The organism is Hydrogenophaga soli, assembly GCF_054777695.1.
In genome coordinates this window covers 286331-300274 of the sequence record NZ_BAAHAK010000001.1, presented here as the reverse complement: position 1 = coordinate 300274, position 13944 = coordinate 286331, and the positions used below count along the sequence as shown (strand labels likewise).

Sequence of the window (13944 nt, the reverse complement as noted above, 5' to 3'; positions counted from 1 at the left end):
CGGCCTACACTGAACCCGACCTCTACACCTCCACCCGAGAGACTCCCATGACCGCATCTCCCCTGTCCCTGCTGAAAGACCCCAGCCTGCTCAAGACCGACGCCCTGATCAACGGGCAATGGGTGGCCGGCACCAGCCGCTTTGCCGTGACCGACCCCGCCACCGGCGCCCACTTGGCCGACGTGGCCAACCTGGGCCCCGCCGACGCCGAAGCCGCCATTGCCGCCGCCAACGCAGCCTGGCCCGCATGGCGCAGCAAGACGGCCAAGGAGCGCAGCATCATCCTGCGCAAGTGGTTCGACCTGCTCATGGCCAACCAGGACGACCTGGGCCGCATCATGACCGCCGAACAAGGCAAGCCCCTGGCCGAAGCCAAGGGCGAAGTGGCCTACGGCGCCAGCTTTGTGGAGTGGTTTGCCGAAGAAGCCAAACGCGTCAACGGCGAAACCCTGCCCCAGTTCGACAACAACCGCCGCCTGCTGGTGCTGCGCCAGCCCATCGGCGTGTGCGCCGCCATCACGCCGTGGAACTTCCCGCTGGCCATGATCACCCGCAAGGTGGCCCCGGCCCTGGCCGCCGGATGCCCCGTCATCATCAAACCCGCCGAACTCACCCCGCTGACCGCGCTGGCCGCGGCCGAGCTGGCCATTCGCGCAGGCATTCCGGCGGGGGTGTTCAACCTCGTCACCGCCGATGCCAGCAACAGCATTGCCGTGGGCAAGGTGTTCTGCGCCAGTGATGTGGTGCGCCACATCAGCTTCACCGGCTCCACCGAAGTGGGCCGCATCCTCATGGCGCAAAGCGCGCCCACGGTCAAGAAGCTGTCGCTGGAGCTGGGCGGCAACGCGCCCTTCATCGTGTTTGACGACGCCGACATCGACAGCGCCGTGGAAGGTGCCTTTGCCAGCAAATACCGCAACGCCGGCCAGACCTGCGTGTGCAGCAACCGCCTGTACGTGCAAAGCGGCGTGTACGACGAGTTCGTGACCAAATTTGCCGCCAAAGTCAAAACCGCCAAGGTGGGCAACGGCTTTGAAGACGGCGTGAACCAGGGCCCGCTGATCGAAGAGGCTGCACTTCAAAAAGTAGAGCGCCATGTGTCCGACGCTGTTGCGAAGGGTGCCCGTTTGATGGTGGGTGGCAAGCGCCTGGAGGGTCAGTTCTTCGAACCCACCGTGGTGGCCGACGCCACCGCCGACATGCTGTGCGCCAAGGAGGAAACCTTTGGCCCCTTCGCCCCGGTGTTCAAGTTCGAGACCGAGCAGGAAGCCATTGACGCCGCCAACAACACCGAATTCGGCCTGGCCAGCTACTTCTACAGCCGCGACGTGGGCCGCATCTGGCGCGTGAGCGAGGCGCTGGAATACGGCATGGTGGGCGTGAACGTGGGCATTCTGGCCACCGAACACGTGCCCTTTGGCGGCGTGAAGCAATCCGGCCTGGGCCGCGAAGGCTCGCACCACGGCATGGACGACTACGTGGAAATCAAGTACGTCTGCGTGGGCGACATCCTCAAGTGATCCCCGGTCCCGGCGGGACCATCCAACCGGAACGAGGCCACCAGCGCATCCAGCTCGGTGGCCTCTTTTTTGAGGCTGAGCGTGGCGGCGGCGTTTTCTTCCACCAGCGCGGCGTTCTGCTGCGTCATCTGGTCGATGAGCGCCATGGCCTGGCTGATGTGCGTCAGCTCCTGCGACTGGCGTGCGCTGGCCTCGCTCAGGTGGCTCATGAGCTGATCCACCGACGCCACATGGGCCACGATGGCCTGCACCGTTTGCCCCGCGCCGTCGGCCATGGCCGTGACCCGCTCCACCGACGTGACCGCATCGGTGACCAGCAGCTTGATTTCGGCCGCCGCGGCTGCGCTGCGCTGGGCCAGCGTTCGCACCTCCTGCGCCACCACGGCAAACCCGCGGCCCTGCTCTCCGGCCCGCGCCGCCTCCACCGCCGCGTTGAGCGCCAGGATGTTGGTCTGGAACGCAATGCTGTCGATGACCGAGGTGATGTCGGTGATGCGCTGGCTGCGCTCGTGCACCGTGCCGATCTGCGCCACCAGGCGGCCCACCGCCTCGCCACTCTCCAGCGCCTGGTCTGACGCCTGCCGCGTGAGGCTGCGGGCCTGCTGGGTCACCTGCGCGTGCTGGTGGGTGCCCTGCAACAAACCTTCCAATGACGCATTGGCCTGCTGCAGGCTGGCGGCCTGCTGCTCGGTGCGGCGAGACAAGTCCCCCACCCCGTGGGAAATCTCCCCCGACCCATGGGCGATGAGCAGGCTGCCCTCCCGCACCTGGACCACGATCTCGGCCAGCCGATGGCGCATGCGGTCCAGGCACTGGCTCAGGCGGGCCATTTCGTCCTTGCCCACCTGCGCCGGAAAGCCCGTCAAATCGCCCTCCCCCACGCGGTTGGCCAGGGTGTCCACCCATGCCATGGGGTGGGTGATGGAGCGCGTCACGCCCCACGCCAAGCCCGCCCCCAGCAACACCCCAACCCCCAGCAGGCCCAGCACCAGCCGGGTGACGGCTTCGGACTGGTCCTTGGCGGCGGCATAGTCCTCACCGGCCTGGGCCACCTGCCGCTGCGTCAGCGCCAGGAGCGCCGTTTTCAGGGGCGCGGCCAGCGGCGTGATCTGGTTGAGGTAGATGAACTGCACCTCGTCAAAGTCCCCTTTTTCCATGGCCTCGCGGGCCTTGAGCAAACCGTCTTGCAGGTAGCGCTGGCGGGCGGTGTCGAAGTCGGCAAACAGCTGCTCCACATCGGGCGTGCGGGCAATCTCGCGGTAACGCGCCAGGGCCTGCTCGGCATCGGTGGTGTTGCGCGTGAACTCGGCCAGCAGGGTGTTGACGTTGGAGGTGCTGGGGTTGATCAGCATGTCCATCACCAGCACCCGGTTGCGCTGCAACAGGTCATTGAGGCGAAACACCAGCTCCACCGGAACGGCCCGCTCCTCGTACACCACCCGCAGGTTGTCGGCCATGTGCCTCACCGCCAGCAGCCCGGCTGCCGCCACCCCCAGCAGGATGAACAGCAGACACACAAAACACACCTGCAACCGGTGCCCGATGGAAAAACGTCTGAGCATCACACCCTCCTGGCCCACCCGCGGGCCAACGGGCGGCAGTGTGGCCAGCGGACGTGACACCCTGGCGACAGCGCGGTGTCAACACCATGGCAAGGCGACTGCGCCAGGGCGGTTGTCAAGGGCGCTACAATCCGCCCCGCTGCGGGTGTCGTTCAATGGTAGGACTCTTGCTTCCCAAGCAAATAACGTGGGTTCGATTCCCATCACCCGCTCCAGCATTCCAACCCGCTGCCCAGTGCCTGGTCAGCGGGTTTTTTGTTGGGCCTGCGCTGCTCTGAACTGCAGCCCGAAGACGAACAGCCCCCCCTGCCCCACCATGTCTGAGCCCGCCCAGCACCCAACCCGCCCGAGGGCATTGGCCTTTGCCGCTGCACTGCTGATGAACCATTCGTTTTTGCGCGCCGCAGTACTGGCCTTTGGCGTTGTCGGTTTGGCCTTGTTTGGCACGGCGTTCGTGGCGTCGCTCATCAGCCCGGGGTGGGTTGAGCACACCGCAAGGGAGCTGATACGCCTTCAGGTGGAAAAGAAGGTCCACCAGCAGATCGAATCGTTGGACAACAACGCGCTCATGAAGCGGGCCGAGCAAGCCACCCAGGAACATCGCGAAGAACTGGCCCAGGCGCAACGCCAGTTGTCAGCACATCTGCCCGAACACGTGGCCAAGGTCATTGCCGACATGCAAGACCTTGATTGCGAGTGCCGAAAGCCCATTGAGGACAGCATCCGCAAGGGTTACGAGTCGCAAATGGGCGCCGCATCCCAAGCGCAAGCCCGTTTGAACCAGCTGATTCGCGCCCGATACATGGAAACCGCCACCCAGCTGACACGGGAGTTCCGCATTTTCACGGCCACCCATGCGGCGGTGTTTGCCTTCCTCATGGCCGCCGTGCTGCTGCGGCGCAAAGCGGGGTTGCACCTGCTGCCGGTGGCTGGCGTGCTGATGGGGGCGTCGGGCCTGACGAGCTACCTTTACCTGTTCCAGCAAGACTGGCTCCACACCCTGCTGTTCAACGACTTTGCCGGGTGGGCCTATGTGGGCTACATGGCCCTGGTGTTTGCATTTTTGAGCGACCTTGTCTTCAACCAAGGCCGTGTCACCGCCGAGGTGCTCAGTCGGGTGTTCGAAGCCGTGGGCAGCGCCCTGAGCGTTGCCCCCTGCTGAAACCAGCCGGGGGCAAGTTGCATCAAATTTGATAGCTGCCAGCGCTTTCATTGAAAGCGCCAGGACCATTTTTTTCTTAAACCTCCGTCACGCCCCCAGCGTCATCAGGCTGGCGTTGCCGCCTGCTGCCGCCGTGTTGGTGCTGATGCTGCGTTCGGCCACCAGCCGGGCCAGGGGCACGGGGCTGCCGGGTGGCAGAGTGGTGAGGGTGACGATGGGGCCGGGGCGCTGGGCCAGGGCCTGGGCGGTGCGCAGGTGGTCGGCGGGGTGGCCGTGGCACAGCGCAGCATCCAACGGAACTTGCCGCTCGGCGCACAGCTGAATGCAGGCCTGCACCGCGGGCGGCAACTGCCGGTGCAGCGCCGCATGCGTGTCAGCCCACACGGCCTGGGCGCCCACCGCCAGCACGGCGGCGAGTTGGGCCAGCAGGTCGTCCTCTGCGCCAGGGTAAGGCCCCACCTCGCACCCCACGCGGTGGCGGGGCTGCACGCGGTACACGTTGCGCTCGCCCGTGGGGCCGGGCAGCACGGCCTCCAGCCCGGCAGGGTTGCAAGCGGCCAACCGGGCGCACTGGTGCGCCAGCGGCAGGCGGTGGTGCTGGGCGGCCCAATCGTGCAGGGCCTCCAAGGCCGGGGTGGGCTGGGGCAGGCCCACCGCGCCGCTGGCCTGCACGCTGCGCAGTGCGGCGTCGTCGGGGCTGTGGGCCAGCAGGCGCAGCAGGTACAGCGGCCCGCCCGCCTTGGGGCCGGTGCCCGACAGGCCCTCGCCGCCAAACGGTTGCACGCCCACCACCGCGCCCACCATGTTGCGGTTGACGTACACGTTGCCCGCGTGGGTGGCGGCCACCACCTGGGCAATGGTTTCGTCGATGCGCGAATGCACACCCAGCGTGAGGGCGTAGCCGGTGGCGTTGATCTGCGCCAGCAGCGCGGGCAGTTCGGCCCGGCGGTAACGCACCACGTGCAGCACGGGGCCAAACACCTCGCGGCCCAGTTCGGTGAGGCTTTGCAACTCGATGAGGGTGGGCAGCACATAGGTGCCGTCGCCCACGCTGGCGGGGTGGGCCATGCGGTGCACCTTGCGGCCTTGCTGGGCCATGCGCTGCACATGGGCTTCGATGGTGGCCTGGGCGCGGGCGTCGATCACCGGCCCCATGTCGGTGTGCAGTTGGGCCGGGGTGCCCATGCGGATTTCGGCCATGGCCCCTTTCAGCATGTGCAGCAGGCGGTCGGCCACGTCTTCTTGCACGCACAGCACGCGCAGGGCCGAGCAGCGCTGGCCTGCGGCCTCAAAGGCGGAGGCCACGGCGTCGGTGGCCACCTGCTCCAGCAGGGCGGACGAATCCACCACCATGCAGTTCTGCCCCCCGGTTTCAGCCACCAGCGGCACGGCCTGGCCATGGATGTTCAGGCGCTGGGCCAGCGTGGCCTGCAGGGCGCGGGCGGTTTCGGTGGAGCCGGTGAACAGCACGCCCTGGGTGCGTGGGTCGGCCACCAGTTGCTGGCCCACCTCCTTGCCCAGGCCGGGCAGCAGTTGCACCGCGGCGGGCGGCACCCCGGCCTGCCACAGCAGGCGCACGGCCAGTGCGGCAATGGCGGGGGTGGCCTCGGCGGGTTTGGCCAGCACGGTGTTGCCCGCGGCCAGCGCCGCGGCCACCTGGCCCATGAAAATGGCCAGCGGGAAATTCCACGGGCTGATGCACACCACCGCGCCCAGCGGGCGGTGGGTGGCGGGGTCGAAGTCGCGCCGCACCTGGGCGGCGTAGTAGCGTAAAAAGTCCACCGCCTCGCGCACCTCGGCCACGGCGTGCGCCCAGGTTTTGCCCGCCTCGCGCACCAGCAGGGCCATGGCACGGGGGGTGTCGGCCTGCAGCAGGTGGGCGGCTTGCTCCAGCACGGCGGCGCGCTGCGCCGAGGGCACGGCGGCCCAGGCCGCGGCATGGTCGGTGGCGGCTTGCAGGGCGGCCTCCACCTCGGGGGCCGATGCATACCGCACCGTGCCCAGCACGTCGGCATGGTCGGCGGGGTTGGTGATGGGCTGCGCAACCGCCATGGCGGGTGCAGGAACCGGTACCGCCAGCAGCGGCTCCACCTGCACCGGCGTGTTGCAGGCAGCCATTTGGGCGGCCAGGTGGCGCAGCGTGGGTTCGTGGGCCAGGTCCGGCCCGGTGGAGTTGGCACGGGCCGCGCCGTACAGCGCCGCAGGCAGCGGAATGTGCGGGTGCGGGTGGCCCAGGCCGCGTTCACCCTGAGCAGCCTCGGCATGCAGGCGCGCCACCGGGTCTTGCACCAGGTCGTCCACCGACACGGTTTCGTCGGCCATGCGGTTCACAAACGAGCTGTTGGCCCCGTTTTCCAGCAGGCGGCGCACCAGGTAGGCCAGCAGGGTTTCGTGGGTGCCCACCGGGGCGTAGATGCGGCAGGGGCGGTTGAGCAGGCTGCCCTCCCCCACCACCTGCAGGTACAGCGGCTCGCCCATGCCGTGCAGGCACTGGAACTCGTACTGCCCTGGGGCCCACGCGCCCAGCGCGGCCTCGGCCACGTGCACCACGGCGGCCAGGGTCTGGGCGTTGTGGGTGGCAAATTGGGGGTACACCGCATCGGGCGCGGCCAGCAGCTTCTTGGCGCAGGCCAGGTACGACACATCGGTGTGGTGCTTGCGGGTGTACACGGGGTAGTCGGCCTGCCCGTCGAGTTGGGCGCGTTTGACCTCGCTGTCCCAGTACGCGCCTTTCACCAGCCGGATCATCAGCCGGTGGCCGGTGCGCCGGGCCAGGTCCACCACCCAGTCGATCACAAAGGGGCAGCGCTTTTGGTAGGCCTGGATCACAAAGCCAATGCCCTGCCAGCCTTGCAAGGCGGGGGCCAGGCACAGGGCCTCCAGCAGGTCCAGCGAAATGTCGAGCCGGTCGGCCTCTTCGGCGTCGATGTTCAGGCCAATGTTGTGGTGCTGCGCCAGTTGGGCCAGGTGCAACACGCGGGGCAGCAGCTCGTTCAACACGCGCTGGTGCTGGGCGCGGCTGTAGCGTGGGTGCAAGGCCGACAGCTTGATGGAAATGCCCGCCCGCTCCACCACGCCCGCGCCCTGCGCACTGCGCCCGATGGCGTGAATGGCCTGCTCGTAGGCTTGCAGGTAACGCTGGGCGTCGTCTTCCGTGAGTGCGGCTTCGCCCAGCATGTCGTAGGAGTAGCGGAAGCCCTTGGCCTCCATCTCGCGGGCACGCTCCAGGGCCTGGGCAATGGTTTCACCGGTGACGAACTGCTCGCCCAGCATGCGCATGGCCAGGTCCACACCCTTGCGGATGAGCGGCTCGCCACTCTTGCCCAGCAGGCGGGTGAGCGAGTCCATCAGCGCCCCCTCGCGGTGGGTGGCCACCAGCTTGCCGGTGAGCAGCAGGCCCCACGAGGCAGCGTTGACAAACAGCGAATCGCTGCGGCCCAGGTGCTGCTGCCAGTCGCCATGGCCGATCTTGTCGCGGATGAGGGCGTCGCGCGTGGCCGCGTCGGGAATGCGCAGCAGCGCCTCGGCCAGGCACATCAGGGCCACACCTTCCTCGCTGGACAGGGCGTACTCCTGCATGAGGCTTTGCACCCGCCCGGCGCGCCCGCCCTGCGCGGGGCCGTGGCGCAGGCCCTGCACCAGTTGGCGGGCCAGTGCGTCGGTGCGCTGGGCCAGGGGGGCGTCCAGCTGCGCCAGCGCCACCAGCGGGGCCAGCGCCTCGGGCTCGGGCAGGCGGGTGGCGCGGGCCATGGCCTCGCGCAACGGGGTGCGGGCGGCCAGCGGGCCGCCGGGGGTGAAGTGGTTGCCGGGAGTGAGGGGGGTGGTTTGCGTGCTCATGACTCGCCATCATGCGAATTTCTGGCCGAGTTTTTCACCAAAATTGAATGGCATGGCCGAGTAATATTCAGCCATGAGCCCCACCACACTTCATTCCGCCCCCGACGGGCTGGACCGCATCGACCTGCGCATCTTGGACGTGCTGCAACGCGACGGCCGCATCAGCAACCTGAAGCTGGCCGAGGCGGTGGCGCTGTCGCCCACCGCCGTGCTGGCGCGGGTGCAGCGCCTCACGCGAGAGGGCTACATCCTGGGTTACGAGGCCCGGCTCAACCCCATCAAGCTGGGCGCGGGCATGCTGGTGTTTGTGGAGGTGCTGCTGGACCGCACCAGCCCCAACGTGTTCGAACAGTTCAAGGCCGCCGTGCAGGTGCGCCCCGAAATCCAGGAGTGCCACATGGTGGCCGGGGGTTTTGACTACCTCATCAAGACCCGCACCGCCGACATGAACAGCTACCGCGAATTTGCCGGCAACGTGCTGTGGCAACTGCCCGGCGTGCGCGAAACGCGCACGTATGCGGTGATGGAGGAGGTGAAGGTGTCGGCGCTGTTGGCGTTGTGAGGGGGGAATCGCGTCGGGAGCGACAACTTGCTGCGCGAATCCGAGCGCCAAGGTTTTGAGTCGCGTCAGGTGATTTCCACCCCGGATCGTCGCGCAGCCTCAACCACTGCGCCATGCAGAATGTCTGTGTCTGGCTTCACCAAAGGCCAAGCTTCAACAAAGGCCAGTTTCTTGACTCCTGCCTCAAACAGGCAAACACACTCATGGTGCGGATGCTGCACTGAGGAGTACAGGATGCCGTCATAGCTGCCCCCAAAACACTCCTCAGCAAATGCTTGCGTATGCTGAATACGCCGCGACTGCAACACCGGGTACTGCTCCTCAAGCCCTCGCAAATCCACCAGCCTCAAAGGCTTCTTGGATGTAAAAGTCGCCAACGCCTTCAACCGCAAATCCTCCAAGGCGACGAAAGCGATAAGTTCACGTCTGAAGACTGCCTCATACAACGCCGTTTCGGCACTGTCTGCCAGATACGCCGTCACCCCAGTCTCCAGACAAAACCGCCCCGCTTTGATGCCTGCTGGAGGCAGAATCATGCGATTGATTTTGACACTGCCCTTGCGTGGTGCAATGCGCTGCACGCGATGAAAAATCTGCCCAGCGGGCAATTCAATTTTTGGGACCTGTTTTTCCGAAATAATCATTTTTGAAGAACATCTATCTCAATGCCCTTCTGCCATCGCCAGTTGCAAGATACGCTCTGCAGATTCGCCCTGCTCCAACGCCACCAAAGGTGTCCGACGGTCAAGCGCCTCGTGAGAGTTTTCAAGGAACGCCAGCACGCTCCAGCCATCCGTAGTGCCCAGCGCTTCAAACAGAGGCTGAATCAACTCAAAGATCTGTGGCTCAAATTGCCATTTAGGCAGCTTGAAACCACGGCGCAGGTTAGCAATGCCAATGCAACGGTTTTGCTTGATCCAAGCATTAATCGTTACACGCGACACGCCAGTCAGCTCTGCAGCCTCTTCAGTCGTCAGCATGTCAGCTGCGGCAATCCGGTTTTTACGGAACTCCGCACCTGAGCGCAACACCGCAACAGACTGTGCGGCAGTGGCATACGGGTCAGCCTTGCCCGCTGCTTTGTTCTTGGCATCTGTCTTATACAGAGCAGAAAGATCAGTTAGTGAATTTGCCAACATTTAATTTATTTCCAGCACATTCATGGCGCATTTTTCATATTCTCCTTGAATGGAGAATAAAAACCACATCGCGCGAACGGCGCACCCCGACCACTCAGAACTAACGTCAGGAATGAAAAATTAGTAAATTTATTCAATTTACTAATTAACAAGGAAAATTTTAAAACCCAAATATATCTTAGCTTTTCACCAAAGGATTCGGACTCATATTTCGACAACAAATCCATGGCGCGACCAGCAATCACGGCAATTGCATAATCCAGATAAGATTTTCTCATCTCATCTAACATATCGCTACCCGCAGTAGCAATTGGAAGTGCTTTTTTATTGAGCTTATCTTTAAGTTTTTCGATACTGGAGTCAGGAACGATAGATCCATCTTGTATCAATCGTTCTCGCAGCGATTGCATCAGGTTGGGTGGTGATAGTGCATCGACGGCCATGGTGTGAGCTTTAGGTTAGGGGTGAAGCGGCTAGCGTCGGTTGTTGAGGTGCTCGGATTGTCGCAGCCCTCGAGAGTTTTGTCAATTTCGTTAAGTTGGTAGCTTTTGATAGGCTTGGCAAGTTCGCACTGTGTTGTTGGACAAACCAGTTCGTAGCAAGCGGCAGGTTTGCTATATCAGCCCCTGTGAGGCTCGTTGCCGCACCACCAACTGGAAGCAACACAACACTTCGCTGAGCGTCATTGGTTGGTTGACGGTCTGGCTGGGTAAGCACCTATCCTGGTTTGCCGCTGAAGCAGCTGTTCGACAGCAAGTCAACCCAGCCCCCTCACCCGCCCAGGGCACCCCCGAAATTCAGAAAAAAACAGCCTCCACCGCTTGATTTCAAAGGAAACATTGCTATCAATTTAATTTGATAGCAATCAACCCATATAGATCAAGCGGCAGAGCCATTTTTCACCTTAGACTGCCGCGATCCACCCACCCCCATCAGGAGCCACGCCATGACCCACACCATCCGCACCTGCCTGTGGTTCCGTGACGGTCGTGGCCGCGAGGCCGCCGCGTTTTACTGCACCCTGATTCCGGGCAGCCGGGTGGAGGCCACCTACGACATTGCGGGCGACGGGGCTTCGTGGTTGATCGACTTCACGCTGGGCGGGGTGCCCTACCAGATTCTGGATGCCGGGCCCATGTTCACGCTGACCGAGGCGGCGTCCATCTCGGTGGAAACAACTGACCAGGCCGAGACCGACCGGCTTTGGGCGGCCCTCACCGCCCATGGGGGTGAAGAAAGCCATTGCGGTTGGCTGAAAGACCGCTTTGGGGTGTCGTGGCAGGTGTTCCCCAAGCGGCTGACCGAGCTGACCCTGAAGGCAGACCCCGCAGTGCGCGCAAAGGCCATGGCGGCGATGATGAAGCAAAAGAAGATTGACTTGGCCGCCATTGAAGCGGCGGTTCGCGCCTGATCCCCCCTACACACACGCCCCATGACCACCGCCCTCCTCATCATCGACGTTCAGCAAGCCCTGTGTTCCGGCGAGCACGCCACCTTCGACGCCGCGGGCACCGTGGAGCGCATCAACCAGGTGTCGGCCCGGGCACGGGCGGCGGGGGTGCCGGTGGTGCTGATCCAGCACGAGACGGCCAGCGGCCCGTTTGTCCACGGTTCGCCCGGCTGGGCACTGGCGCAGGGGCTGGATGTGCAGCCCGCCGACTGGCGCGTGCGCAAGACCACGCCCGATTCTTTCCACCGCACCGACTTGCCCACCCTGCTGCAAAGCCACGGAGTGCGCCACTTGGTGGTGTGCGGCATGCAGAGCGACTTTTGTGTGGACACCACCACCCGCCGCGCCCTGGCGCTGGGCTACCCGGTGACGCTGGTGTCCGACGGCCACACCACGGTGGCCAACGGGGCGCTGAGCGCCGCCCAGATCACTGCCCACCACAACACCACGCTGGCCAACATCGGCAGCTTTGGCCCGCGGGTGACGCTGGTGCCCGCGGCGCAGGTGCAATTTGCGGCCTGAAGCTTCTTTTTTGATAGCTGCTTGCGCTTGATATAAAAGCACTATAGCCATTTTTTTATTCAAACTTTTACACCTCCACCTTCACGTTTGCCAAGGGCGAGGACGGCAACGCCTTTCATGCGCTGGACGCCACCATTGCCGAGGTGGCCCGCGCCATCCCCGGTTACCTGGGGGAAGAGGCGTGGGAGAACACCGCCACCGGGCTCATCAGCAACGTGTACTACTGGCACAGCATGGAAGCTTTGCAGCAACTCATGCACCACCCCGCGCACTTGGCGGCCAAGCAGGCGCAGGGCCGGTGGTTGCGGGGTTACCAGGTGGTGATTGCACAGGTGGTACACACCTACGGCGATGGCGGTGTGCCGCACCCGCTGGCCTCCCCACCCCAACATGCCATCCCCTTGTCACAGGGGCCTGGTTCAGCGTTGCCTTAACCCAGCCAGAACTTCAGCTCACGGGAGGCTGACGTGAGCTTGCGGCCCAGCCAGGCATCAGACTCCGCCAGGTAGCCCGTGAGCGATTGGGTGTCCTTCGTGGCCTGTTTGTCGCCGAGCAGCGCCAGCCAGCGATAGTGGTCATACACACCCATGATGTGTGCTGCGTAACTGGCCGCCAGCTCCTTGTTGCCGCGCACGATCACGAAGTTCTCATCATTCGCCGTGCTGGCGTTGCCGGAAAAGTTGTGGCTGCCGGTGATGACCACCGGGTGGGTGAACGGGTCGATCACGATCACCTTGGAGTGCACGATGGCAAAGCCGATGACGCCCCCCTGCATGGTCAGGAACTCGTTGCGCGCCACCGTGGCCGCCCCGTTGGCCAGCGCGTTGACACCGCGCGGCTGAACCACGTCCAGCGTCATCGCCCGCCGTTTCAGGTCGGCTTGGACATCGACATTGAGCACGCTTTTTTCATCGGTGGTGTCACTGGGCAGTGTGCTGACCACGCCACGCACATACAGCGCTGGATTGGCCTTGGCCATGTCGCGAATGGTCTTGAGCGCCCCGCTGCCGCCGGGCTGAAACATCAGGAACAGCACGCCGTCCTTGGCGCCGTTGATCGCATCGTCGATCGCGACAAGATCGACCTTGCCTTTGGTCCGGCTGAACCAGATGTCCGCTGACGATTTGTGGGTCCTGATCGGCTTGGCGGTGCTGTTGCTGGCCACCAGGTCTTTTGGAAACGTGCTGCCGGCGTCGCGCAGCCGTTCCCACTGGTCGAAATACGCCTGGGCAAAGCCGTGATGCGTCACCAGCAATCCGTTGTTGGTCTGGGTGCAAAGCCCGGTGCTCGTCCAATTGGTGCTGCCGGTCCACACCGCTTCGGGCTTGCCCTCCGGGGTGCAGACCACCAGAAACTTGTTGTGCCCCAGCGCGCCCGGTGAAATGAAGCGGTCATGCACCACCACACCGGCCTGGTTGAGCGCCTGCCTTGCTGGGGCGTTCTCATCGCGTTGCCGGGCCTGGTCCGTGGTTTCGGTCACCTTCTTGGTGATGGACCCGTTCGCCAGCACGATGTGGGCATTGGCCCCCAGCGCGCACAGGGCGTCGACCAGTTCATCGTCGGCCAACTCGTACAGCGCGCCATGGACCTGCTTGCCCTTGGCCTTGGCGTCCGCCAGAATGGCCAGCATCTCCGTCCTCAACGCACCCGCGAGGAATTTGCGAATGGGGAGCTCGTGCTCGTCGAGGCTGTCCTTGAACGCCTTCAGCGCTTCCTTGCGCGTGCCCAAGCCCTTGGAGACACGCAGCCGCTCCAGGTACCGCGCCATGAACTGAGAGATCACCAGGCCGCGGTTGAAATAGGCCGCATAACCATCCCGCTTGCCACCGGCCAACGTGGCCCAGGGGGTCCAGGTGCTGCGCTCCTTCACCAGCGGTTTGAGTTGGTCGCCGTCTTTCACGATTGGGGTAACGCGGTAGCGCACCGTGTCGCCCAGATTCACGTCATGGTCCGTCCACCACAGCCGCTGCAAGGGCCACTCGGTCGAAGGCCGGTGTTCGCCCGGTTGCGGCTTGTCAGCCTTGAAACCCATTCGGTTGTCGAGCACCTCTGTCTGGACCGAACCATCGGCCAGCTTCCGTTCCCGGTCGATCGCGAAGCCAAGGCATCCCGGAATCGGCGCCGCCACGCGCCAGAACAGCAGCGCATCGTCGCAATTGACAAGCAGGTTGGTCTTCACCGGCATGATGG

At 64.3% G+C, this 13944-nt stretch carries 12 protein-coding genes and 1 tRNA gene; 7 read left to right on the top strand and 6 right to left on the bottom strand.

The genetic code is table 11. The features are described 5' to 3' along the window. Nucleotides 1-47 precede the first annotated feature (47 nt). Nucleotides 48-1520: an NAD-dependent succinate-semialdehyde dehydrogenase gene (locus ACYVB7_RS01365; RefSeq protein ID WP_460504756.1), complete on the top strand. Its 1473-nt coding sequence runs from the start codon at nt 48-50 to the stop codon at nt 1518-1520. Here the strand turns inward: ACYVB7_RS01365 and ACYVB7_RS01360 are convergent. After that, nucleotides 1475-3082 (bottom strand): methyl-accepting chemotaxis protein, encoded by a 1608-nt coding sequence (locus tag ACYVB7_RS01360; protein ID WP_460504755.1) that lies wholly within the window; start codon nt 3080-3082, stop codon nt 1475-1477. The two genes, ACYVB7_RS01365 and ACYVB7_RS01360, sit on opposite strands and share 46 nt — an antisense overlap. A 141-nt stretch (nt 3083-3223) precedes the next feature. Between ACYVB7_RS01360 and ACYVB7_RS01355 the strand changes: the two genes are divergently transcribed. Together ACYVB7_RS01355 and ACYVB7_RS01350 are read left to right on the top strand one after the other, a co-directional pair. Further along, nucleotides 3224-3297, top strand: a tRNA-Gly gene (locus ACYVB7_RS01355). A 101-nt stretch (nt 3298-3398) separates the two neighbouring features. Then, on the top strand, nt 3399-4244 hold the full coding sequence (locus ACYVB7_RS01350; RefSeq protein ID WP_460504754.1) for a hypothetical protein: 846 nt from the start codon (nt 3399-3401) through the stop codon (nt 4242-4244). Nucleotides 4245-4331: 87 nt separating this feature from the next. Here the strand turns inward: ACYVB7_RS01350 and putA are convergent, their stop codons facing one another. Next, nucleotides 4332-8081: a trifunctional transcriptional regulator/proline dehydrogenase/L-glutamate gamma-semialdehyde dehydrogenase gene (gene putA / locus ACYVB7_RS01345; protein WP_460504753.1), complete on the bottom strand. Its 3750-nt coding sequence runs from the start codon at nt 8079-8081 to the stop codon at nt 4332-4334. Between the two features lie 73 nt (nt 8082-8154). Between putA and ACYVB7_RS01340 the strand changes: the two genes are divergently transcribed. Continuing rightward, nucleotides 8155-8643 (top strand): Lrp/AsnC ligand binding domain-containing protein, encoded by a 489-nt coding sequence (locus ACYVB7_RS01340; protein ID WP_460504752.1) that lies wholly within the window; start codon nt 8155-8157, stop codon nt 8641-8643. A 65-nt stretch (nt 8644-8708) separates the two neighbouring features. On the opposite strand, the gene ACYVB7_RS01335 is transcribed toward ACYVB7_RS01340, so the two are convergent. From ACYVB7_RS01335 to ACYVB7_RS01325, 3 genes are read right to left on the bottom strand one after another with little or no spacing between them, the layout of a single operon-like run. Beyond that, nucleotides 8709-9287, bottom strand: a complete 579-nt coding sequence (locus ACYVB7_RS01335) for an RES family NAD+ phosphorylase (protein WP_460504751.1) — start codon at nt 9285-9287, stop codon at nt 8709-8711. An 18-nt stretch (nt 9288-9305) separates the two neighbouring features. Beyond that, a complete protein-coding gene (locus ACYVB7_RS01330; protein ID WP_460504750.1) occupies nt 9306-9782 on the bottom strand; it encodes a helix-turn-helix domain-containing protein in 477 nt (158 codons plus the stop codon). A gap of 20 nt (nt 9783-9802) precedes the next feature. Then, nucleotides 9803-10225 (bottom strand): hypothetical protein, encoded by a 423-nt coding sequence (locus tag ACYVB7_RS01325; protein ID WP_460504749.1) that lies wholly within the window; start codon nt 10223-10225, stop codon nt 9803-9805. A gap of 503 nt (nt 10226-10728) precedes the next feature. Here ACYVB7_RS01325 and ACYVB7_RS01320 point away from each other — a divergent pair. The 3 genes from ACYVB7_RS01320 (at nt 10729) to ACYVB7_RS01310 (ending at nt 12188) form a co-directional block, all read left to right on the top strand. Further along, nucleotides 10729-11193, top strand: coding sequence for a VOC family protein (locus tag ACYVB7_RS01320; protein ID WP_460504748.1), 465 nt, complete (start codon nt 10729-10731; stop codon nt 11191-11193). A gap of 21 nt (nt 11194-11214) precedes the next feature. Next, nucleotides 11215-11754 (top strand): cysteine hydrolase family protein, encoded by a 540-nt coding sequence (locus tag ACYVB7_RS01315; RefSeq protein WP_460504747.1) that lies wholly within the window; start codon nt 11215-11217, stop codon nt 11752-11754. Nucleotides 11755-11876: 122 nt separating this feature from the next. Then, nucleotides 11877-12188 (top strand): antibiotic biosynthesis monooxygenase family protein, encoded by a 312-nt coding sequence (locus tag ACYVB7_RS01310; RefSeq protein ID WP_460505110.1) that lies wholly within the window; start codon nt 11877-11879, stop codon nt 12186-12188. Here ACYVB7_RS01310 and ACYVB7_RS01305 read toward each other — a convergent pair. After that, nucleotides 12185-13939 (bottom strand): phospholipase D-like domain-containing protein, encoded by a 1755-nt coding sequence (locus tag ACYVB7_RS01305; RefSeq protein ID WP_460504746.1) that lies wholly within the window; start codon nt 13937-13939, stop codon nt 12185-12187. The two genes, ACYVB7_RS01310 and ACYVB7_RS01305, sit on opposite strands and share 4 nt — an antisense overlap. Nucleotides 13940-13944: the final 5 nt, after the last annotated feature.

Excerpts from the sequence above, each read along its gene's own strand:
- ACYVB7_RS01365 (WP_460504756.1), top strand. The coding sequence starts at position 48 with ATGACCGCATCTCCCCTGTCCCTGCTGAAAGACCCCAGCCTGCTCAAG.
- ACYVB7_RS01360 (WP_460504755.1), bottom strand. The coding sequence starts at position 3,082 with ATGCTCAGACGTTTTTCCATCGGGCACCGGTTGCAGGTGTGTTTTGTG.
- ACYVB7_RS01350 (WP_460504754.1), top strand. The coding sequence starts at position 3,399 with ATGTCTGAGCCCGCCCAGCACCCAACCCGCCCGAGGGCATTGGCCTTT.
- putA (WP_460504753.1), bottom strand. The coding sequence starts at position 8,081 with ATGAGCACGCAAACCACCCCCCTCACTCCCGGCAACCACTTCACCCCC.
- ACYVB7_RS01340 (WP_460504752.1), top strand. The coding sequence starts at position 8,155 with ATGAGCCCCACCACACTTCATTCCGCCCCCGACGGGCTGGACCGCATC.
- ACYVB7_RS01335 (WP_460504751.1), bottom strand. The coding sequence starts at position 9,287 with ATGATTATTTCGGAAAAACAGGTCCCAAAAATTGAATTGCCCGCTGGG.
- ACYVB7_RS01330 (WP_460504750.1), bottom strand. The coding sequence starts at position 9,782 with ATGTTGGCAAATTCACTAACTGATCTTTCTGCTCTGTATAAGACAGAT.
- ACYVB7_RS01325 (WP_460504749.1), bottom strand. The coding sequence starts at position 10,225 with ATGGCCGTCGATGCACTATCACCACCCAACCTGATGCAATCGCTGCGA.
- ACYVB7_RS01320 (WP_460504748.1), top strand. The coding sequence starts at position 10,729 with ATGACCCACACCATCCGCACCTGCCTGTGGTTCCGTGACGGTCGTGGC.
- ACYVB7_RS01315 (WP_460504747.1), top strand. The coding sequence starts at position 11,215 with ATGACCACCGCCCTCCTCATCATCGACGTTCAGCAAGCCCTGTGTTCC.
- ACYVB7_RS01305 (WP_460504746.1), bottom strand. The coding sequence starts at position 13,939 with ATGCCGGTGAAGACCAACCTGCTTGTCAATTGCGACGATGCGCTGCTG.